Raw genomic sequence first — 22,756 nt, forward strand, 5'->3', positions numbered from 1 at the left:
TTATGGTTCATCGACTTCCACATAATGTCACAGATATGCAGTAAGTTTATCCAGTAGACGATCTACATCACACTCTAGTCGGGCGGTTACAATCGTCCAGTAAATGCATTTTTTCTTCACTACTGTCTCCGCTTGGTTAATTTCAAAATACCCCTGAAATAAAAATTATATTTATAGGGGTTCGACAATGATCACCAAACTAATAAATGAAGACTTGATTAAGCTTGATCTTCAAGCGACTTCAAAAGAAGACGTATTTAAAGAACTGGTTGCGGTTCTACACGCCCAAGGTCGTATTTCAGACCAAGAGCAATTTCTTGCAGATATAAAAGCACGTGAAGAATTAGGTAATACCGGATTTGAGGATGGCGTTGCTATCCCACACGCGAAAAGTGCTGCGGTTCTTGAACCAGCGGTTGTGATCGGCGTAAGCAAATCAGGTATCGAATACGGCGCTGAAGACGGTTTGCCTTCAAAACTGTTCTTCATGATCGCTTCTCCAGACGGTGGCGATAACCACCATATCGAAGTACTTGCAGAGCTGTCTTCAAAACTGATCGAAGATGGTTTCATTGATGCGTTCTTAGGTGCAGCAAACAGCCAAGACGCACTGGCACTTCTACTTGCTAAAGAAGAGCCTCAAGCAGTGACAGACGCACCAGCAAACCAAGGCTTCATCATTGGTGTTACTGGTTGTCCTGCGGGCGTTGCGCACACTTACCTCGCGGCAGAAGCGCTAGAGAAAGGTGCTGCGGCGATGGGTTACGAAATCAAGGTTGAAACGAATGGCTCAATCGGTGTGAAAAACAGCCCAACCGCAGAAGAAATCGAACGTGCAGACGCAATCATCGTGGCATGTGACAAACAAGTCGACATGAACCGCTTTGCGGGCAAACGCGTGGTTAAAACCAACGTAAAAGCCCCTATCCGCGATGCTCAAGGTCTGATTAACGAAGCGTTAAGCGCTCCAGAATACCAAGCAGAAGCAAGCAGCAATGCGCAAACTTCTGTTGCAAACAAAGCCTCTCAGGCTCGCTCTGACCTGTACCGCTACTTGATGAACGGCGTATCACACATGATCCCATTCGTTGTAACGGGTGGTCTGTTGATTGCACTTGCTCTTGCAGTCGGTGGGCAGCCAAGTGAAGCGGGCATGGCAATTCCTGAAGGCAGCATGTGGAACCAAATCCTCAACGTAGGTGTGGTTGCCTTTACACTGATGATCCCAATCCTAGCCGGTTACATTGCTTACGCGATTGCTGACCGTCCTGCCCTAGCTCCTGGCTTGATCGGTGGTTGGATTGCAAACAACGGTTCTTTCTACGGCGCAGACGCAGGTACAGGCTTTATCGGTGCCATCATCGCTGGTCTGCTTGTGGGTTACTTCGTGAAGTGGATTACGTCGATTAACTACCACAAATTCATTCAACCTTTAGTGCCAATCATGATTGCACCAATCACAGGTTCGCTATTCATCGCTGGTCTTTTCATCTTCGTTATCGGCGCGCCAATCGCAAGTCTAATGGACGGCCTGACTGCGCTACTAACGAGCATGAGTACAGGTAACGTCGTTCTACTAGGCATCGTACTTGGTGGTATGGCTGGCTTCGATATGGGTGGTCCATTCAACAAGGTCGCGTTCCTATTCTCTGTGGGCATGATTGCGAGTGGTCAAACTCAATTTATGGGTGCGATGGCGTGTGCAATTCCTGTTGCACCTCTAGGCATGGCACTGGCAACGGCTCTTGGTCGTAAGTTCGACCTGTTCGAAGAATCAGAAACCGAAGCGGGTAAAGCAGCTGGTGCAATGGGTCTGGTTGGTATCTCTGAGGGTGCAATTCCGTTCGCAGCGCAAGATCCAATGTCAGTGATTCCTGCAAACGTACTTGGCTCAATGGTGGCGGCAGTAATGGCGTTCTCATTCGGCATTACTAACAGTGTTGCTCACGGCGGTCCAGTTGTCGCTCTACTTGGCGCGATGAACCACCCAGTACTTGCTCTGATTTGTATGGCAGCTGGCGCAGTAGTTACCGCAGTAACGTGTGTAACTCTGAAGAAAGTTCGCAAAGCAAAAATGATGCAAGCGGCCGCTTAATCACCCCTACCCCCAAATAGCTCCTATGGCTTGGGCAATGTCGCCCAAGCCATGATTTTCTCTCATGGTGACACTCTATGTCTGATTTAACGATGTCCGATACACAAACGATTCAAACTCAAGCTAAGCATCCGATGTTTTTCCTGATGAACAACGTGATTCAAAACTACGCTTGGGGCAGTACTACTTCTGTTAACCAACTGTTTGGCATTGAAAACCCAACGGGCGAACCACAAGCAGAAGTATGGATGGGCGCGCATCCAAACGGTTGCTCATTGGTGATGGTAAACGGTGAAGAGATCAAACTGTCTTCACTGATTGCTCAAGACATGAATGCCTTTTTGAGTGAAGAAGTCACAAACCGTTTTGGTGAACTTCCATACCTGTTTAAAGTGCTTGCTGCTGAGAAAGCGCTGTCAATTCAGGTTCACCCAAACAAACAACAAGCAGAATTGGGTTTTGCACTGGAAGAAAAGCAAGGCATCCCCCTAACCGCTGCAAACCGTAACTACAAAGATCCAAACCACAAACCTGAGTTGGTTTACGCGCTAACCGAATACCAAGCGATGAATGGCTTCCGCCCAACAAGTGAAATCATCAGCTTCTTCTCTGAACTGGCGATTCCTGAGCTACAAGGTTTGGTGGATGATCTAATCGCAAACCAAACGCCAACGGGCTTGGCGACTTTCTTCTCGGGTCTATTGTCACTAGAAGGCGAACAGAAAGAGATGGCGCTGACGGTGCTATTGGCTCAAGCTCGCATCACCGACTTACCTCTGTTCAACCTCATTCTTGAACTAGAGAAGCAATACCCTGGCGATATTGGTTTATTTGCACCATTGATGCTCAATGTCATTACCCTACAACCGGGGGATGCCATGTTCTTGGATGCAGAAACGCCACACGCTTACTTGAAAGGTACAGGTCTTGAGATCATGGCGAACTCAGACAACGTACTGCGCGCGGGTCTGACACCAAAATACATGGACGTGAAAGAGCTTGTTGCGTGTACACGCTTCAACGAGAAGCCATTCGATAGCCTATTGCTTGCACCGAATGAAATCGACGATATGTTGGAATACCCAATTCCTGTGGACGATTTCAAATTCGCCATCGTTAAACAAGCTCACCAGCGCACTCTTGAAGTTCAAACCGCTGAGATCCTTATGCCTCTGGATAGCAAACTTGTGCTGACTCACGCAAACGGCGAAACATGCGAAGTTGAAAAAGGACAATCTGTTTTCATTCCGGCTTACGCAAAACAGGTTACTTTGGATTGTGAAGGTCGCGTCGCACGCGCTTACAGTTAATCGTTATTGTTAATAGTACGCCACTAAAACCAACGCCTCGCCACTCGCGGGGCGTTTTGCTTTTTAACCCTAGTAAAGTAATGGTTAATTAAGCACTATAGTCTTGATCCAAAACAGAAAAATTTCCCTACAAAACCAAGAAACTGTGTAAGACTTATTGAGTAGCCCTGTTGATAAAGGTGGCAAGATGACTCATAGAAACGCTCGCTCTCTTCATGCCATTATCGGCGCACTCGTCGGTGATGCAGCATCTCTCGGATTTCATTGGCTTTACGATCAAGAACTCATCAGGCAGTTTGGTTCTCCGCATCCGGAATTTCACCAACCTAACCGGACTGAATACCATGACAAAGGTTATTTTGCCCACGGTAGTAAGCAAGTCGGTGATCTCACCCACTACGGTGCACAGCTTGTTGCCATGTTAGACGCTCTGGTTCAAACCGGACACTACGACGAGGCGCGTTACATTCGCTCCTTTCGAGAATGGTTTGATTTTGGTGGTAAATGGCAAGGCTATACAGACAAACCGACAAAGCAAACACTGCTCAACATTCATGCATTAGAAGACAAAGAACTGCGTGTGACCTTATGTGGGGCTGACGACACGCAAAACCCAGCACTATCTAAGCTTCCGCCGTTGGTGGCTTTTCATTCCGATGATGACAAACTCGCTAAACTGGTCGATTCCGCAGTGCGGGTTACCAATAACAACGACACCGCAGTTATGTATGCCCAAGCTATCGCAGTGATGATTCAGATGGCGTTGCAAGGCGCTGCGCCCAAAGCGTGTGTGATGGCAGCTCAGACGGTTTCTCCAAAGATTGCTAACAATATTCAACGTGCAGAAGCGATGAGCGGCAGAACCGCCACCAGCGTTGCGGAGTCCGTTGGGATGCATTGCGGTTTAGACGCTTCATTTGTGGTGATTTGTCATTTGTTGATGAACTCAGAAAGCTACGAAACCACCATGCGTGAGAACATTTACTGTGGCGGCGATTCAAGTGGACGAGCTATTCCGCTTGGTGCCATTCTTGGGGCAAGTTACTACGACACACCAATGTCGATTCCAAATCACTGGATGGATAAAACCGCACTACCTCGCCGTTTACTGCAGTGTTTATAAAAGAAGGGGATGTTGCGGATTCAGGGCAAAAAAAGAGGCCCATGAGAGCCTCTTGCTATGCGTTACTCGGCGGGTACTGCCACTGAGCGGAACTTGAAAAGCTTTTTAGGAGCTTTGGTTAACAAAATGCCAAACATAAGAGGTAGCATTAAAATAATCGACTGCTCTGAAAGCATTTCTCCATTAATAAACGCGGATAGGAATAACGCGACCAAAGGGAAAATCAGAAAACAAATCGAAGCTTGAAACGGTGTCGAAACCTGACCCAGTTTAAAGTAAGCCACAATACCGCCAACACTTGCCACAAAGCCAAGATAAACCACCGCTAGAACTGAGTCGTAAGTAAACGCCAATACATCAATTTGCTCAAAGACTGCTGATAAAGCAAATAGTAGAAGAGAAGCAATAAAACAAGGCAGTGCATTATAAGTCAGCACCTGGATGTCCTTACAGTATTTTTGAACTAGCACATACATCACTGCATGCATTGCCACCGCGAGAGCTAATGACATCGTACCCAGTAAGTAATCTTCCCCACCCAGTTGCATCTCGTTGCCCAAAATCAGACAAAGACTTACCACTGCCGTCAACAAGCCAAACACTTGGTGACGCGCTAAACGCAGCCCTAAAAACAGGCCAGACATTAGCATCACCGCAACCGGCATGTTGGCAAAAATAATCGATGCAAGACCCGATGAGATGTATTGCTCTCCGTAAATCATCAGAGTAAACGGCATCGCAAAGTAGAAAACAGCCACGATAAAAATCCAATGACGTTTACCCTTTGGGAACATCAAAGGTTGTTTGAATGCTTTTGCCATCACAAACAGCAAAGGCGCAGCAAGGAAAAAACGCATACCTGTGGCAAGAACAGGGGGAATAGAGTGCAATGCGACTTCCATTGCGAACCAAGTGGTTCCCCAGATCAAACACACGGATAGAAAGAGTACAGCAGTAAAAGATTTTGAATTCATGACGACGACTTACTTAAAACATTTAATATTCACTGGCTTGTTTCACCAGATTGACGTGCCACATTTTAAAAACTTCCATCTAGAAATGTTTTACCATTTACAAACACTATTTAAATAGATATGGAAATTTATTCTACAAAAGCCTTAATTAGAGAAAATTTACTCCACAAAAAAGACACATGGCAATGTCATTGTTTTATTTGTGGTTTTAGAAAGCTATAAAGTGTGCGATCCAAGTTGAGCGCAGTAAATCGTTCTAAATGGAGTTTATCCTTCATAAATCACATGTACTAACCACTCCATCACCTTAACGGCGTAGTAGTGTGATGGCTGGCAACACATATAAAACCAACAGCATATATAATTCTTTAGCAATCCTTAACGCTCTGACTGAGCTTCGCTCTAGCCTGAGCCAATGCAGGCTAGGGTATTTTTTTAGGGTTCGCACAGACAAGTAAAGCTGTCAGAGAGTCTCAGCAAAGTCAAAAATGCACCAGTCATTAACTGGTGCATAAAGCGAAAGGTTGAATACTGACTAATCTAAAAGACTATAGAGATTCAAAGCCAACACTAGCTTCCGTATAGCCTTTTCTTTCTGAGTTGTAGTCGATAGCAACATTCAAGTGACCTGATAGTTCACCTTCTGCGGCATAAACTGGGCAAGTTGCAACATGCGAAAGGTACGTTGCCTCTGTCGGCTTCATAAAGTAGTAAATTTGCTGCAACTCACACTCACCTACGCTCTTACCAGATGACTGAAGACTTCCTCTTTGCTGATGAAAGTTAGGAGCAGCATCTAAAAGGTAGCTTGGTGTTAGCGTGTAGATATGAGTCTGATAGATATCGGTAAACTCGTGGCCCGCTTTGTACATTTGGCTGCCCATATCGTAAACGACGTTTAAGTGCCAATAAGCAATTTCGGATTCATCCGTAACTTGCGCACCAGGTTTTGAGTACATACAAGTAATCTGGCTATGTGGGGTTTCCATATCTTGATCAGCCATGTGGCCTCTCTTGATAGACTGGATACCACAACGATGCAGCGTAAAACCAGAAGACGCCATACGATCATGGACTTGATGAGCAGATTCAAACTTTGTATGTACTCCCTCAGGCGTGCTACTGGTGATATCAACTGAGTTGTTGGCATGAGCTTGTAGGCTAATACCAGCGATGAAGACGACTGCAACTTTTATATTTTTCATAGTAATGTTCTATTCTCCTCATTAGATTCGAGAGGGAAACTAACTCACCAAACAAATATGAAACAACTTTAATATAGAAATTTGTGATATTAGATCCATATATCAGGACTAAAATTACCACAAAATCATATAAAACCCTTTTTATTCATATAATTAACAGCAAATCAACTCAGTAAAAGCCTGTTTTATTCTCCCTTCTAGAACGAACGCTTGCCAAATGTGCTTAAACTTTATTTTACTTTCATAGTCTGCTTACAATGAAAGATAACCAACTGAGAGAGCATGTATGGACCTTAACTTGTTAAAAACGTTTGATGCGGTCATGAAGTCAAAAAGCGTCAACGATGCCGCTACCGCGTTAAACATCACTGCGCCCGCCGTGAGTCACGCACTCAACAAGTTAAGAGATCAATACCAAGATCCCCTCTTTGTTCGTCAAGGCAGAGGTATCGTGCCGACGAATTTCGCGATTGAGTTACACGCAGAAATTAAAGAGCCTTTAAGCCTGCTGATCAACGGTTCGAAATCTCGTCAAGAATTCACTCCAGAAACCAGCCAACGCACGTTTCGAATATCTAGCCATAAAGATATCGATTTAATGCTCGTGCCAGCCTTGGCGAAATACAAATCCCAGCATGCGCCATTGGTATCTATTGAAGCGGATGTGGAACACTTAAACGAACAAGACCGCCAAGACGATTTAAGACGCCGACGCGTGGATGTGATCCTTGCTACCGTGCCTTTGACGGATCATGGTTATCACAATGAATTACTTTTTGAACAAGAACTTATGGTGACAGTAAGCCAAGATCATCCTCGTATTCAGGACGCACTCACGTACGACGACTTCATGCGTGAATCTCATGTAACTTGGCGAACGCAGCGACTTAACACCAACGCTTTAGACTCTTTGATCATCGAAGATACGCTGCCCCCGAGGCAAGTGGCTTACTCCACCGGCTCGACCATGACAGCGCTTCAGTTAGTGTCACAAACCGATTGGATATGCGTTACCTCGCGTTGGTTCTCTGACAACTTGGCAAGCCAGCTCGGATTGAACGCGTTCCCTTTGCCCTTTGAAGCCAATAAGGTGCCTATTTATATGACTTGGCACCAATCACAAAAGAACGACAAAGGGCATGAATGGCTAAGGAATGCGATTAAACAAGCGGTCACTCAATCCATCGAGTAACAGACGAGCAATAGCAGTACACCCATAGAAAAAGGGCAAAGCCTACTGCCTTGCCCTTGATGTCATTAGCCTTCGAATAACCAGTTTTGCCAACTCTGCATTCTAAGAATCACTTTACGTACGATACTGAACATTTCCCATTTCGGTGAGTACACCGCGACGTGTGCATCAGTGCCGGATGGCAATGGCATGTCTTTGACTAAGCCTGGATTATCCAATTCCACTTTCACTAAGATTCGTCCACCCGCAGGAATTTGCTCTGGATACTTCATGTTACCTGATGGTGATATCGCGCCCTGCGCAAAAATGTCATTCACTTGTGTCACATGCGCCTTGTATGCATGACCGGGAATGGTATTGAAGGTCACTTCCGCCGGATAACCGACTTTCACATATCGTGCTGGCGCTTGTTTAAATGCAGCAAACAACTGTTTGTCTTCTTTATGGACGAAGGTCAGGTTGCCTTGAAACGGCACAATACGACTCTTCATACCCGGACGCAGCGCCACTTGCGTGACATAGCCATCCGTTGGTGCGGTAACGGTGGTTTTGCACAGATTAAACTGCGCAACCTCGAGCTCTGATTGGTATTTGCTTTGATTGGCTTTTTGCTCAAGTAATTGGTTCTCAATGTTGTCAATTTTCTCTTGAGAAGAATAACCTTTGCTGCCCAACTTTTTGTATCTCGCTAATTCAGATTGGTAAAAATCAATCGCTGATTCCGTGCGTTTGATGTCACCTTGAATACGGTTCACTTTGTCTTTAAATGGCGTGTCGTCAATTTGATAAAGTGGATCACCCGCTTTCACTTGCTGGTTTCCTTGCACATACACTTGGGTAACCATGCCTTCTACCTGAGAAGTGATTGGCGTCGTCACGCTATACAAACGCGCCATACGAGAAACCGGTTGATACATCGCCATGTAGAGAAAAATCCAACCAACGATGAACATGCCAATGACCGACGCCGTTGTGAGTGTCCACTTGGTTTTAGGCACACGAAATACTCGAAATACGATAACGCACAACGCTACGTAACTTAGGATGATGAGTGTTTCCATTATTCTTCCCCTTTCGCTTGCTCAAGTTGATTGATGCGAACCAACAGTTGCTCGTAATCTTGTTGAGATATCGAAGGCTTAGCACCTAACCAGTTTTTCATCTCTCCGTCGTACATGGTTGCCCAGATCCAAAGGAACGGCCAAATCACATGGAGAAAGAACAAGCTCACCCATCCCGCAACATGAATCGCATCGGCATGAGGGTGGTTACGTTTTTTCGCAATTTCGTAGGGAATATCGTGCAGGGCAATCAATCCAAAAATCAGAATCAACAGCACCACAAATAAGATCGCCAGAGAGGCGTAGTCCAGAGTTAAATTCATTGTGGAAGCTCCTAGTTTAAGACGTTCTAGACGTTTAAGACGCGCTAAACACTGCTAAAACGTAACTGAGTGATGACTTTCCTTAAGCTTGTCGCTCCGTCGCAATGAAGAAATAGTAGGATGAGGCTTACATCAGGACTATTGATTCCTGTTTAAATGACAGTTTAGTGATATTTAATTGTCCATAAAATCATCAAGTTAGACCTCCATACCCATTCAAGTTCTGAATAGTTTCAGAATAAACAGAACAGGATCGAATCTCGCTTTCTACAGATAGAAAAAAAGCGATACCAATATTGATATCGCTTTGGATAAGGTTGCAAGACCAGTAAATATTCCGAAAAAATCGATTGGACCCCTCCATCTCTCTAAACGGGTATTAATAACCCGGCACAAGCAACAAACCTAAAATCACTTTTATTCTTTTACTGTTCAAAATGGAATTGAAATTACGTTATAACATAACATTTATTCAATTAACTGACAGTTATTGCTTAGTGATAAGAGTCACAGAACAAACCCGTGAAGAATTTAAAGTGCCCCAAAGCATACATATAAAAAGAGCAGAGACGAATCTCTGCCCTTTACCTACGCTTAATAATTAAGCTTGATAGAAAACGCTTCTTCCCGACAAATTAGCGCTGTATTAACTTCTGTATGCGTTATTTCTTCGCGTGGAACATCGCTTGCCCACTCTTGTCTTTATTCGACCAGAAATTGATGTTGAACTGAGCATCATCGCTCATCTCAATACGGTGCCAGTACTGCGGTGGGCTGGTAGCAAACTGGCCTGCATTAATCACCACCACTACTTCTGCTTCTGTGGCATTTTCATCAGCAAAGCCGTAGTAAATCACTTGTCCTTCCATGACACACAGCTGTCCAAACACTCCCTCAGCAGTATTGTGATGAGTCAGTAGCGCTGGTGGCACATTGTCTTTGGTGAAGAAAGGCGTTGAACGTTGAACAGTCCAGTCTTTAGGAATTCGTAGATGCGACATAATAATACCCTCTCTAATTACAATTCTTTTCGTTTAAATCGGTTAGGCCTGCGCGGCTTGAGACAACTCTCGAAGTAATGGAAATGCCTGCGTAACTTGTTCTCCCGTCACGACGAAGCCCATGAGTCGGCTATTTTCATCTTCTGCTTTCGCGGCAATGCCAGTTTGAGAAATCTGCACGCTCCAGTTCGTCACCGAACTAAAATCGCCCGCCAGTTGAATTGGATAACTCGGCGTTTTCACCTTTACCATCATAGGCGGTAGTTTCAACTCTGCATCTTGCCCCAGTAGCTGTTTGCCCAAAGCATTGGCACTTAGCACGATCGGTTGGAGGTACGGCATCATTCGACCTTGGATCTCGGCACAATCGCCTAATGCGAACACATTGGCTGCTGATGTCTGTAATCGAGCATCCACCTCGATGCCTTTGTTCACGCTCAACTCACAAGCCTTCGCTAACCAAGTGTTAGCACGTAAACCCGCTGCTGAAATCACTACATCGGCTTCGATTGCTTTACCTTTGCTCAAGCTTGCCACCAGCGAGTCGTCTGAGTGATTGATCGCAACAACCCCAGTCTCCAACGCAAGTTGAATGCCTTGCTGCTTAAGTTGGTTTTCAAGCGGCAATGCGACGAATTCAGGAATCAGGTTAGCGAGCAAACGGGAATTTGGTTCAACCACTGTAACCGCTTTACCACTGGTTGCGAGATCCATGGCGATCTCGACGCCGATCAAACCACCACCCATTACTAGAATTCGTTTCGCACGACTGATTTGCTCTTCCGCTAATTGATATTCTTGTAGCGAGTTTAGCGTTATCACTTCAGGTGCTGCATCGCCAGATATTGGCGGAACAAAGGCTTTCGCGCCTGTCGCAAACACCAGTTTGGAATAAAGATAGGTTTGGCCGTTGGCGACCACTTGCTGAGCTTGCACGTCGACATGCTCAATCATGGTATGGGCGAACAGTTCGATGTTGTGTTCCTGTGCGAACGCTTCACCACTTTTAACCACTAAGTCTTGGGCCGTTTGCTTGTTACTGAATACATGACTCAAATCGGGCTTGTTGTATTCCGTGCCATCATCAGCAGTAAACACTTGCAGCGGAATGTGTGCGTCCATTCGACGCACTGTTTTCACCAATTGGTAAGCCGCAAAACCGCTACCAATAATCACAATAGGTGCTTGCATATTCGCCCCCTTACCCGTTGTATTCGACAAAGACGTCTTTACCCAAGTGGCATTCTGGGCACAAGAAGTAATCTGGCACTTCAGACCATGCCGTGCCCGGCTCAACGCCTTGGTTGGGCTCGCCTTTAGCTGGGTCGTATACCCAATTACAAACGGTGCAAACCATGCATTGACAATCTGCAGGGTGCGCCTCGGTACTAGGGTTACTAGGAGCGGTATCTAACACAGCTTGTGTTGCTACTTGTGCAGCGGGTTGTGATTGAACTTGTGGTGCAGACGCAGCAATCGCCGGAGATATAACAGAACTTTTCAGATCATGCTTTGCCCACAATTTCGCGATGTTCTGACCATGTTCGCGACATTCACGCATCGCTTTACCATCTGGTCGCCATTTGGTTTTCACGCTCACTGCGGTTTCAAAACCTGCGTCGGTCAATCGAGCATGGATACGATCCACCGCGCCACCATTCCACCCGTAGCTACCGAATGCAGCGGCCTTTTTCGCTTTAAAGCGCAGACCGGTAATTTCTTCTAGCATGCCTGCGATCTTCGGCATCATGACGTTATTCATGGTAGACGAACCAACCAAGATGCCTTTTGAGCGGAATACATTGGCGAGAATTTCATTCTTATCATGCTTAGAGACATTAAAGACTTTGACCGCCACGCCAGGGTCGACATCGTGAATGCCTTGCGCAATGGCATCAGCCATCATTCGAGTGTTGTTTGACATAGAATCGTAGAAAATCGTAATGCGATCTTCTTGATAATTGTCTGCCCATGCTAAGTATTGCTCGATGATTTGAACTGGATTATCGCGCCATACAATACCGTGTGACGTAGCGATCATGTCGACAGGCAGATTGAAACTCAGCACTTCTTTGATTTTAGCGGTTACCAAGCTGCTGAATGGCGTTAGGATGTTTGAGTAGTAACGCAAACACTGTTCCATCAACTCATTTTGATCCACTTCATCATTGAATAAGCGTTCATCGCAGTAGTGCTGACCAAATGCATCATTGCTGAATAACACTGCATCGCCAGTTAGGTAAGTCATCATGCTGTCTGGCCAATGCAGCATCGGCGCTTCCACGAACACTAGTTGCTTGCCATTACCGATATCGATGCTGTCGCCCGTTTTTACGGTTTTGAAGTTCCACTCAGGGTGGTGATGATGACCCACAATCGAATCAATCGCCGCTTCTGTACAGTAAATTGGCGTGTTCGGAATCTTCTCCATTAATGCCGACAATGCGCCTGAGTGATCTTCTTCTGCATGGTTTACCACGATAAAGTCGATAGACTTAAGGTCGATTTCCATTTCTAAATTTTGGATGAATTGTTGACTGAATCGATGATCGACTGTATCAATCAATACGGTTTTCTCTTCACGAATTAGATAACTGTTGTAGCTGGTACCTTTTGTCATTTTGTATTCTGTACCGTGGAAGTCTTGAACTTCCCAATCGCGTTGACCTACCCAGTGGATGTTGTTTTTTACGTGAATTGTCATAATTACTACCTTGAATGACGGGATAAACAAAAATAATTTCTTCTTGTATTGCACTGGGCGTGCCAACTTTTAATTGCTATATATTTCAATATCTTAATTGAAACTCAACTTTAATGACTGTCATTTAGACACGGTTGAAAATTGTCATTTAGACACTACAATAGTCATATTGACACAATCGGTATTGGCTATGACTTCTTTAATCGCGCAATGGCTACACATCACGCAAGACCTTAACTCGGCGCTCACTCAACAAGCTCGCTTCGACACGTTATTAACCACGATTCGAGAGGTATTGAAGTGTGACTCTTCTGCCCTTCTTTTGTATGAAGACCAGCACTTTAAACCTTTAGCGATCAATGGATTGGCGAAGGAGGTCCTTGGACGCCGTTTCTCCATTGAGCAGCACCCAAGGTTAGAAGCCATTGCCCGAGCAGGCGATATCGTGCGCTTTCCCTCTGACAGCGACTTACCTGATCCATACGATGGCTTGATTCCAAACCACGATGACAAACTGCATGTCCATTCCTGCATTGGTTTACCTCTGCTGATCGACGATCAACTGATTGGTGCCATTACGATTGACGCCTTCGACCCCAACCAATTTGATGGGCTACGCAACCAAGAGTTACGTTTTGTCAGCGCGTTGGCAGCAGGTGGCCTACACACTGCACTCCTACTAGAACAACTAGAGACACAAGCGAGCCTGCCACGTGATTCTTACGCTGAGAAACGCACCTTAAGTAATGAAATCATTGGCAACTCTCAGGGTATGAAGAATCTTCAAGAGCAGATTGATGCAGTCGCCGATACGGAGTTATCAGTATTGGTTATGGGAGAAACGGGCGTAGGTAAAGAGTTAGTTGCCAGCGCTATTCACCATCGCTCTAGCCGCTCTAGCAATACTTTGGTTTACCTCAACTGTGCGGCGCTGCCGGAATCAGTCGCGGAAAGCGAGTTGTTCGGCCATATCAAAGGCGCATTCACAGGCGCGATCAGCAATCGTAAAGGTAAGTTCGAACAAGCCGACGGCGGCACACTGTTTTTGGATGAAGTCGGCGAACTGTCATTGGAACTGCAAGCTAAGTTACTTCGAGCCCTACAATACGGCGACATTCAACGTGTGGGTGATGACCGCCATATTCGAGTCAATACACGCATCGTCGCTGCCACCAACCGTATATTGCATGAAGAAGTGACTGCTGGTCGCTTCCGAGCCGACTTATATCACCGCCTAAGCGTCTTCCCCCTTCATGTTCCGCCTCTTCGTGAACGTGAAGACGATGTGTTGTTATTAGCGGGCTTTTTTGCCGAACGCTTGAGAAGCAAATTGGGATTAAACAGCATTCGTTTGTCTCCCACTTTGGTGCAAGCACTCAAAGACTATTCATGGCCAGGCAATGTGCGGGAACTTGAACATGTCATTAAACGTGCTGGTGTTTTGGCAAAAGCGCGTACCCACGCTATGGACATCGAGTTAGTTGAACAAGATTTTGATATCCGAACGCCGAATCAGAACATTAATAACGTTGAAGAAACGGAACAAAACTCTCGGCTTGAGCTACCAGAAGGCGGATTAAAGCCTGCTACAGATGCCTTCCAAAAAGCGATGATTGTTCGAGCTCTGGAAGAGAATCAAGGCAACTGGGCAGCAACGGCACGCCAGCTTGAAATAGATAACGGCAATTTACACCGATTAGCGAAACGCCTAGGGATAAAATAGGGATTGGGTAAAAAGCGTGTGAGATGGTGGAATTACGCAGGAAAATCGATCTTGCTTGTGTCAAAATGCGCCATCTCAATCGACAAGTCATAAAGTAATGAATTATCAAGCTGCTATTTTTGACATGGATGGTTTGCTCCTCGATACGGAACGTGTCTGCATGCGCATTTTCCAAGAAGCGTGTGAAGCACAAAACCTCCCATTCTATAAAGACGTTTACCTTTCAATCATTGGTCGCAATGCAGCAGGCATTGAAGTGATTTTCCGCAAAGCTTATGGGGATGATCTTGACCGATTGCACAAAGAGTGGCGTGACCGATACGATGCAGTGGTAAAACATCAAGCGATACCAGTGAAAGATGGCGTAGTTGAATTGCTAGAGTGGTTGAAGGAAAAAGGCATTCCTACCGCAGTGGCAACATCAACAGCGAAAGAAGTAGCACAGAAGAAGTTGGAACTGGCGGGCCTAAGCAAGTATTTCGACAACTTAACGACAGGTTGTGAAGTGTCACACGGCAAACCAGATCCAGAGATCTACCTGCTTGCAGCAAATCGTCTAAACGTAGATCCAACCAAATGTATCGCGTTTGAAGATTCCAACAATGGCGTACGTTCTGCGGTAGCGGCGCACATGGTTACTTTCCAAATCCCAGATCTTGTTGAACCTTGCGAAGAAGTTCGTGCCTTTGGCCATGCGATTGTTCCTTCCTTGAATCACGCATTAGCTGATTTAAAACAGGAATAACCCGTTTCCTCTCATCTAACTGACTAAAAACGCTCCATCTTTTGGGGCGTTTTTAGTGGATAATATTTACCCAACTTTACACATAACTGTGTAGTTATATTCACAACATTAATAGATAATCACTCGCATAACCATACATAAAACGAGGATTATATTATGCTCAACAAAAAGCCATTAACTTGGCAAACTATCGCTTTACACTGGGTAACTGGACTTGCTTTTATCGGGGTGTTCGCTCTAGGGCTTTACATGGTCGATTTGCCACGTAGCCCAGAAAAGTTTGAGTGGTATGGCATCCACAAATCACTAGGCGCTATCATTTTAGTTGTCGCTCTTATCCGTCTAGTGTGGCGCTTAAAAGAAGGTGCTCTGCCACCCGCTTCAGAAATGCCTGCATGGCAAGATAAAGCGGCCAAAGCAGTACACGGCATCCTTCTTCTCGCTACTTTGGCAATGCCTATCTCTGGCATCGCAATGAGCGCTGGTGGTGGCCGAGCGGTCGATATCTTCGGTTGGGTTATTATCGCTGAAGGTCCAGAAACCCCTTGGCTTCAAGAACTCGGCTCAACCATTCATCACTCTGCAGTGGAAATTCTGATTGCTGTGTTTGTTCTTCACGTTGCTGGCGCTATCAAACACCAAGTGGTCGACAAAGATGGCACCATTTCTCGAATGCTTGGTCGCTCGTAGAATCGATATAGATACAAAAAACGCACTCTCAATTGGGAGTGCGTTTCACTTTTAGCTCATCAACATCTCTGAAGAATCGAGCGATTGAGGAGCTACCGCCTGCTTTTTCTGCCAGCGGTCGATCACAAGCGTCGCAATCAAATCCCCTTCCACATTAACAGCGGTGCGGAACGTATCCAACGGTCTTTCTATCACCAATAAAATCGCAATCGCTTCCAGTGGAATACCCGCTGCTAACAGCACTAACTGCATCCCCGACATGGAGCCCGAAGGCATGCCCGGCGCACCAACGGAAGAAACCATTGCCATGATGAAGATCATCACCAATCCAGTGGTACTCAAATCCACACCAAACAACTGTGCTAGGAAAATCGCAGCGACACCTTCAAATAACGCAGTACCGTCCATGTTCATTACAGAGCCGAGCGGCAACACCATGCTACTGACTTCTGGCGCGACATCTAAATTGTCTTCCGCACTTTGCTTTGCCAAAGGCAGCGCTGCAGCACTTGATGACGTTGCAAACGCCATAGCCAATGGTGCTGAAATCGCTTTAAACAGCGCAGCTGGAGAGATACCCGTCATTACCTTGGCAATCGTTGGTAACACGACTAACCCGTGCACCATAGTGAGGGAAAACACCAGTAACGCAAACAACGCGAGTTGCTGAATCAGATTCCCACTTGAAGTCAGCGTGATATCAAACACGATCGCAAAAATAGCAATCGGAGACAGCTTAACGATGCCTCGAATCATGGTGTTGACGCTTTTGTTCAGCCCCGAAATCACCGCTAGCAACGGATGACCTGACGGAACAGAAAGCAAAATCGCAACGCCAGCCATAAAGGAGAAAACCACGATCGCCAGTAAGTTACCATTCGCCAGTGCAGCAAACGGATTCACCATCGCCATCTTAACGAGATTAGTGAGTATGGCGGCACCACCAGCGCCTTGCTCGTCAATCAAATGAACATCACTACCCACAGAAACGCTTTGGCTAAGTGGCTCCCATGCAGGTAAGGCTAACGACGCACCAAGCCCTAAACTAATGGCAATTAAGGTGGTGAAACTGTAGAAGAGCAGTGTTCGCCCACCCAGCGCTTTAAGGCGAACGGTTGAGCCAATATTGGTGATGCCTTCGACAAGAGAAAACAGCACCATCAAGCCCACCACCATTTTTAGTAAGCCGAGATAGACCGTTTTGCCCAACATTAAAATTTGGTAGTAATCACTCGACAGTAAAAGCGATTTGTCTGCCAACCCATGGTCGACTAAAAGAAGGATGGCTTGAGCCCCACCCCACGCAAGTAGGGCAGAAATAAGAAGTTGAACGGGCAGAGAGAGTTGCAAATGACGCATAAGAAACACCTAGCGCCACAAATCCTGATAATTTGGGCGCTCGATAAAAATGAAAAAATGGAAGTAAAGAGTCACGGCTTGGATTAAGACCAAGAGCCTTTGTAATATGGGTTCAATAAACCTTTTACGCGTTTGAGTACTACCAAAGCCGATACGCGGAACCAACCGAAAATAACACGCTGATGCAGCCTAAAGATCGTGTCATACAATCGGCGAACGTAGCGTCCACGCAATACGACTTTATCATTCATCAATGCGCCAACCGCGTAGTCATGTCCAAGAGCCACCACCATTCCGCCGTCTTTGAATACAAACGGTTTTAACTCTTTGCCTTTCACCAAGCGTTTAAATTGCTTCGCCAAATGCGCCGCTGCTTGGTTGGCAGCTTGAGCTCGTGGTGGCACGATGCTTCCATCTTCTTGTGGGCATTCAGCGCTATCACCAATAACAAACACGCTTTCATCAAGAGTGGTTTGCAGTGTTGGCAACACTTTAAGTTGGTTAATGCGGTTGCTTTCAAGACCATCAAGATTCGCTAACCAATCCGGACATCGAATCCCTGCCGCCCAAATTTGTAGATCCGCAGAAATGACTTCATTTTCCGTCACGATACGGTCTGCTTCTGCACGCAGAACTTTAGTGTTTAAGCGAACGTTAACACCTTGCTTTTGTAGCTTCTTCAATACTTTTGTAGACATGCACTCAGAACTTGCAGGTAACACACGATCTGCCGCTTCGATGAGTGTAATCGAAAGCTGAGTATCATCTTGATAGCGGTTTAATTGCTTGCTGACTTTCGCCCATTCGGCCGCCAACTCAACGCCAGTCGCGCCTGCACCCACGATAGAAACACGATGTGAGCCGCCGTTCGCTAGCATTTGCTTCATCTGCTCCCAAGCTTTTTCTGCTTGAGAAGCCGAATCTAAGAACAAACAATGATCGCTTACACCCGGAATTTTGAAATCGTTACTGATCGCGCCAACGGCAATCACGAGGTAATCGTATTTCAATGTTTGCTCTGGAGAGAACTCAGCGCTCACCGTAATGGTTTTATTTGCTCGGTCTAAGCCTGACATACGAGCTTGAACATATTGGTAACCGTGACAAGCAGCATGAAGGCGAAACGCAACCGAATCGAGCTCATTATCAAACGTGCCCGCCGCAATCTCATGCAGTCTTGGTTTCCATAAGTGATGAGAAGATGGCTCAACCAAAGTAACGGTATGGTCAGATTTGCCAGCAAAACTGCTCGCTAAACGCGTGACCATTTCTAGACCCGCAGCACCACCACCGACAACAACAAAATTCGACATACTCCCCTCCCGGAAACCATCCATCGAAAGATAAAAATCAAAAACGCAGCAAATACGTTTGGAATGACGGGCATTATATTGAGTTGCAAATAAATGATAATAAGCTGAAAAAGAAAATGACTATTACGGATTTGTAATAATAAAAACTAAGCATCTGAGCCTTTTGAAAAAACAAAAAAGCCACCACTTTTCAGTGATGGCTCTTATCGATACATAATTGGTTATGAAAAATCTTTTGAGATAATGTTTTCAATATTTCTTTCTGCTAGTGCAGCAATAGTCAACGCAGGGTTTGCACATCCATTGTTTCCAGGAATAAGCGCCCCATCAATAACATAAAGACCATTGTATCCATCTACACGCCCAAATAGGTCTGTCGCTTTCCCCATTTCCATTCCTCCAACTGGGTGCGCACCAGTAAAAATAACGTCGGAGAAACCCTGAGCTCCTATTCGTTGCCAGTTAGCTCGTGCAACTTTGTTGTTTACTGCTCTTAAGGCATCCGTTGCATCTTTCTCGTTCTCTTTCGGATAATGAAGAACCGCATCATCGATAGAGGCATCATAATAAAAATGACCTCGATTCTTAAAGTCCGCAGTCACGGATAGCATCATAGAAATCCCTACGTCGGCAATACCAGCATTTGCCCAATTTTCTGCTGCGACCGGGCTTCTTCTGGCTTCATCAACATAAATTGCTGTAGGAGAAGGAGAAGCTTGAGCAACACCAGCAGGTAATCCAAATAACGACTGTCTAAATGCCATTCGGTTGCCATTATCGCCCCAGTTCTTGCCGACATATTCATTTAACTCCGGCAAGTCTCCTCTCTCTTTTGCTCTAACAAGCATACGTGTTGTGTGGTAAGAACCAGCCGATAGAATAAGCTTGTCGCACGTAATCGTTTTTTGTTGAACAACATTGCCGTGAGCATCGAGCTCTTGAATGTCTAATTCATAAATATCACCATTCATTCGAATGTTGATCAGTTCATGCTTGTGGTGGAAAGTGACATTCCCTGTTGCCTCTGCTAATGGAATATAGTTTTGCCCAAGGTCATTCTTACAACCGTTGCTATTACCGAAATTAGTTAGGCCAATAGTTGCTGAAGGTAAGCTTTTCCCTTTGAGTTCTTGCCTGATAACATCCCAATTCCAGTTACCTTCGATAAGATAAGGAGAGTAGCCTGCTTTTGAAACTTCTCTATTCCAATCTCGACAATGCTTAAACGGCGCACTGGCAAAAACATCTTTAGGCATATTGCTGTAGTTTAAGATGGATTTCACTCTTGGATAATAAACGTCCACCATTTCTTTGTAAGAAAGCTCGTTAGGGTAAAGTTTCTTGAAATGCTCTTCCTTTGGAACAACCATAACACCGGTATAAATCACCGAGCCTCCACCTACCGCAGTTCCTAATAATAGGTCAGAACCATCTTGGTTGTTTTCTCCCGGCTTATCGACAATATCAAGAACACCACCAAATTTTTCGATACTACGTGGAGTAATAGTTTGAAGGAATGGAAGATCAAACGTGAGTGCAGGAAACGTGGTCTTTGTTCTTTGCCAAAACATGCGCTTGTCAGCCAACATATCATGTGCAAATACCGCTCGCTTTGGGTCATTAGGCCAGCGGTTTCCTCTTTCAATTACCGCCGTTTTGATGCCAGCAAGACCAAGTCGATAAGCGCTAATTGCACCACCAAAGCCGCTCCCAATGATAACGACCGGCAAATGGCCATTTATTTGAGGAGGGCGTTCAAAAAGCTCTGGTAGATAACTTTCTAAAACAGGTAAACCTTTAAACTTATCAATCGGTTTTTCATTTTCTGGGCGAAAGAAGAAAGCCTGAGCCTTTGGAGAGGTGACACTCATACCAGCAGCAACCGAGGTAGCAACACAAGATTTTAAAAATACTCTTCGATTTGTACCATCCATTAGTAACTCTCCTTTGTTATTAAACAAGATGAATACTATCGAAGCCTATTGCTTGTAGTTGGCATATACGCATAAATGTTAATACCCATGCTAATTGTCAGCATCCTCATTTATACTGTTCTAAGTCGTATAATACCGCGATAAAACACTGACATGGCGTTTAATACGTTTGAAAAATGTATGCATTCATGCTATTTCAAATCAAACAGCAATTGCATCATAGGTATCATTAAAAAATACATTAGCATCCACGCCATGACTTCGCATTTGCTCATACTCTTTTTCGTAAATAGGGTGATACTTAATTATCAATCCAAGAAAGATAGGGTGGCTAAGAATTTTTTGTAAATCAATATGATAAAGATAAACGTTGCCGTAATCCTTCGAACAATCAATCAATGCTATCTGCTCAGCTCCCAACGTCTCATACAAAGACATATCTTCCCTGCCTCTCGCAGTAAAAAAAGCATTTTTTACATTGAAATGATGGCGGATAATATAGTTTAGAACCAGACCAAATAGAAGCTCATAATCATCCGAATTCTTGAAGAAAGACAACCCAAAAAATAAAGTATCTTTATTTGGATTACTTGTATAACAGTCAATAGACAAACCCAAAATTTCAAACAGAATGCCAACTTCTTGATGGAAGTACATATATGATTCTGGAATTTTACTTTTTATATTCCCTTTATAAAAAACGTCAACATTATATCTTTTACTATAGTCATCAAAACTACTTTCTTTAGTAGATATTAGATTGATTTTAGAAGTGTAATCACCATATATTTCATGAGCTTCGTAATTACTACCTTTGAAGTGGCATACCCTAGAATCACGTTCTGGATTGAGAATAATAGCATGATAATAACTATTAAATTGGTTTAGAAATTTTCGATATTGCGACTCTAAAGAAACCGGAACTTTCGGTGCTGAACATTGATTTAAAAAAATATTTAAACAACTAGCCGCATTGGCAATAAGTAATTGACGACAAGATGATGGTTTCGTTACACCATTTGTCCAACGACTCATCGTAATATTATCCAATCCTTGGAATTCGTCATATTCTAAGTGAAGTTTAATCATCAATTCCTTCCTAGGAATTTTTTTAAAAACCACTTCTTTTAAGAATTCGTGAAACTTTAACATTAAAATGCCCTTCAGAGTTCATGACATATCGGAAACCATGATTATCAACAAGCAAAAGAATGAATACCAGAAAAGGCGGAGAAAAACATAACAAAAGGAACATTCCTACAATTAACGTAAGAAAATAAAACGTCGACTACAGGAATGAACCTACTATCTTGTCTAACGTTATATATTAAAGAGCCACTTTTGTTTGATTTTCCCCGAGCTAACTGTTTACAAATAAAAATTAGTTACGAAATATTAATCATTTGAATGTAACGACTTGATTAGGATAAATAAGATCTGGGTTACTCTGAAACTTAGGGTTCCAAAATAGTAGTTCTTTCAAATACACCTGACACTCACGAGCAATTTTAGATAGTGTATCCCCATAAACAATCACATAAGGCTCTGTGCATACTCTCAGAGGCGAGACGTCTGTCATGTCATCTTCCAATAATGAGTCACTATCATTAAGCACAACGCTTTGAGGCATCACTTCTTCAACCTCAGTGTTGTTTGGGGTGACACGAGACTCATCAAAGCCGGATAGATTAAACGTCAAACCCGCTTCAACAAAGTAGTCTCCATAAGGGTTCGAGCGACTGAACTTGTTTTCAATAAAAATATCGAAGTAATCTGATACTGATACTGAAAATCCCAATCCCAACTTGCTGTCGACTCCACTATCAATAAAGTCTACGCCAAGTATTGGATAAACAGAGTAGATATCATTAAACTCGTACTGATAGCCAGCTTCCAAACCAAAGTAACGCTGAAAGTCACCATTGGAAGAGTGATGCATTTGCCCCTTGAGTAAGTAATTATCTACCTTATACTCTAAAAAGTAGCTGTAATAATTATGATTTT

General features: G+C 44.5%; 19 protein-coding genes. 7 read left to right on the top strand and 12 right to left on the bottom strand.

Annotated elements, in window-relative coordinates; genetic code table 11:
- Positions 1 to 187 precede the first annotated feature (187 nt).
- The 3 genes from L1076_RS03370 (at position 188) to L1076_RS03380 (ending at position 4,528) form a co-directional block, all read left to right on the top strand.
- A complete protein-coding gene (locus tag L1076_RS03370; RefSeq protein ID WP_237303124.1) occupies positions 188 to 2,095 on the top strand; it encodes a fructose-specific PTS transporter subunit EIIC in 1,908 nt (635 codons plus the stop codon).
- Between the two features lie 77 nt (positions 2,096 to 2,172).
- Entirely contained in the window at positions 2,173 to 3,405 is a 1,233-nt protein-coding gene (gene manA / locus L1076_RS03375) for a mannose-6-phosphate isomerase, class I (RefSeq protein ID WP_237303125.1), read from the top strand.
- A 187-nt stretch (positions 3,406 to 3,592) separates the two neighbouring features.
- On the top strand, positions 3,593 to 4,528 hold the full coding sequence (locus tag L1076_RS03380) for an ADP-ribosylglycohydrolase family protein (protein WP_045404751.1): 936 nt from the start codon (positions 3,593 to 3,595) through the stop codon (positions 4,526 to 4,528).
- Between the two features lie 62 nt (positions 4,529 to 4,590).
- Here the strand turns inward: L1076_RS03380 and L1076_RS03385 are convergent, their stop codons facing one another.
- Complete coding sequence (locus tag L1076_RS03385) at positions 4,591 to 5,502, bottom strand: DMT family transporter (protein WP_038870406.1); 912 nt, start codon at positions 5,500 to 5,502, stop codon at positions 4,591 to 4,593.
- Positions 5,503 to 6,050: 548 nt separating this feature from the next.
- A complete protein-coding gene (locus L1076_RS03390; RefSeq protein ID WP_045404753.1) occupies positions 6,051 to 6,707 on the bottom strand; it encodes a hypothetical protein in 657 nt (218 codons plus the stop codon).
- A gap of 286 nt (positions 6,708 to 6,993) precedes the next feature.
- Between L1076_RS03390 and L1076_RS03395 the strand changes: the two genes are divergently transcribed.
- On the top strand, positions 6,994 to 7,899 hold the full coding sequence (locus tag L1076_RS03395) for a LysR family transcriptional regulator (protein WP_237303126.1): 906 nt from the start codon (positions 6,994 to 6,996) through the stop codon (positions 7,897 to 7,899).
- A gap of 65 nt (positions 7,900 to 7,964) precedes the next feature.
- On the opposite strand, the gene L1076_RS03400 is transcribed toward L1076_RS03395, so the two are convergent.
- The 5 genes from L1076_RS03400 to norV form a co-directional block, all read right to left on the bottom strand.
- The gene (locus L1076_RS03400) at positions 7,965 to 8,960 is read right to left on the bottom strand and encodes an efflux RND transporter periplasmic adaptor subunit (RefSeq protein WP_053049139.1); all 996 of its coding nucleotides are present in this window, start codon (positions 8,958 to 8,960) and stop codon (positions 7,965 to 7,967) included.
- The gene (locus tag L1076_RS03405; protein ID WP_237303127.1) at positions 8,960 to 9,283 is read right to left on the bottom strand and encodes a DUF3302 domain-containing protein; all 324 of its coding nucleotides are present in this window, start codon (positions 9,281 to 9,283) and stop codon (positions 8,960 to 8,962) included. The genes L1076_RS03400 and L1076_RS03405 overlap by 1 nt, the downstream gene beginning before the upstream one ends.
- A gap of 662 nt (positions 9,284 to 9,945) precedes the next feature.
- Complete coding sequence (locus L1076_RS03410) at positions 9,946 to 10,284, bottom strand: DUF1971 domain-containing protein (RefSeq protein WP_237303128.1); 339 nt, start codon at positions 10,282 to 10,284, stop codon at positions 9,946 to 9,948.
- 42 nt (positions 10,285 to 10,326) lie between these two features.
- A complete protein-coding gene (gene norW / locus L1076_RS03415) occupies positions 10,327 to 11,475 on the bottom strand; it encodes an NADH:flavorubredoxin reductase NorW (RefSeq protein ID WP_237303129.1) in 1,149 nt (382 codons plus the stop codon).
- Between the two features lie 10 nt (positions 11,476 to 11,485).
- Entirely contained in the window at positions 11,486 to 12,988 is a 1,503-nt protein-coding gene (gene norV / locus L1076_RS03420) for an anaerobic nitric oxide reductase flavorubredoxin (RefSeq protein ID WP_237303130.1), read from the bottom strand.
- Between the two features lie 190 nt (positions 12,989 to 13,178).
- On the opposite strand from norV, the gene norR reads away from it, so the two are divergent.
- From norR to L1076_RS03435, 3 genes are all read left to right on the top strand, one after another.
- On the top strand, positions 13,179 to 14,711 hold the full coding sequence (gene norR / locus L1076_RS03425; protein WP_237303131.1) for a nitric oxide reductase transcriptional regulator NorR: 1,533 nt from the start codon (positions 13,179 to 13,181) through the stop codon (positions 14,709 to 14,711).
- Positions 14,712 to 14,808: 97 nt separating this feature from the next.
- Positions 14,809 to 15,456 carry an HAD family phosphatase gene (locus L1076_RS03430; protein ID WP_237303132.1) on the top strand — a complete coding sequence of 216 codons (648 nt, stop codon included), beginning with the start codon at positions 14,809 to 14,811 and terminating at the stop codon, positions 15,454 to 15,456.
- 156 nt (positions 15,457 to 15,612) lie between these two features.
- On the top strand, positions 15,613 to 16,146 hold the full coding sequence (locus tag L1076_RS03435; RefSeq protein WP_038870389.1) for a cytochrome b: 534 nt from the start codon (positions 15,613 to 15,615) through the stop codon (positions 16,144 to 16,146).
- 51 nt (positions 16,147 to 16,197) lie between these two features.
- Here the strand turns inward: L1076_RS03435 and L1076_RS03440 are convergent, their stop codons facing one another.
- The 5 genes from L1076_RS03440 to L1076_RS03460 all read right to left on the bottom strand — a co-directional run bounded on the left by L1076_RS03440 (position 16,198) and on the right by L1076_RS03460 (position 22,691).
- The gene (locus L1076_RS03440) at positions 16,198 to 17,505 is read right to left on the bottom strand and encodes a dicarboxylate/amino acid:cation symporter (RefSeq protein ID WP_039975063.1); all 1,308 of its coding nucleotides are present in this window, start codon (positions 17,503 to 17,505) and stop codon (positions 16,198 to 16,200) included.
- A gap of 83 nt (positions 17,506 to 17,588) precedes the next feature.
- The gene (locus tag L1076_RS03445; protein WP_237303133.1) at positions 17,589 to 18,818 is read right to left on the bottom strand and encodes an NAD(P)/FAD-dependent oxidoreductase; all 1,230 of its coding nucleotides are present in this window, start codon (positions 18,816 to 18,818) and stop codon (positions 17,589 to 17,591) included.
- Positions 18,819 to 19,039: 221 nt separating this feature from the next.
- Positions 19,040 to 20,752: a GMC oxidoreductase gene (locus L1076_RS03450; RefSeq protein WP_237303134.1), complete on the bottom strand. Its 1,713-nt coding sequence runs from the start codon at positions 20,750 to 20,752 to the stop codon at positions 19,040 to 19,042.
- A 201-nt stretch (positions 20,753 to 20,953) separates the two neighbouring features.
- Entirely contained in the window at positions 20,954 to 21,904 is a 951-nt protein-coding gene (locus L1076_RS03455) for a hypothetical protein (RefSeq protein ID WP_237303135.1), read from the bottom strand.
- Positions 21,905 to 22,151: 247 nt separating this feature from the next.
- Complete coding sequence (locus tag L1076_RS03460; protein WP_237303136.1) at positions 22,152 to 22,691, bottom strand: LysM peptidoglycan-binding domain-containing protein; 540 nt, start codon at positions 22,689 to 22,691, stop codon at positions 22,152 to 22,154.
- Positions 22,692 to 22,756 lie beyond the last annotated feature (65 nt).

Origin of the sequence: Vibrio sp. MMG023, from assembly GCF_021654215.1 — a bacterium.
GTDB lineage: Bacteria > Pseudomonadota > Gammaproteobacteria > Enterobacterales > Vibrionaceae > Vibrio > Vibrio jasicida.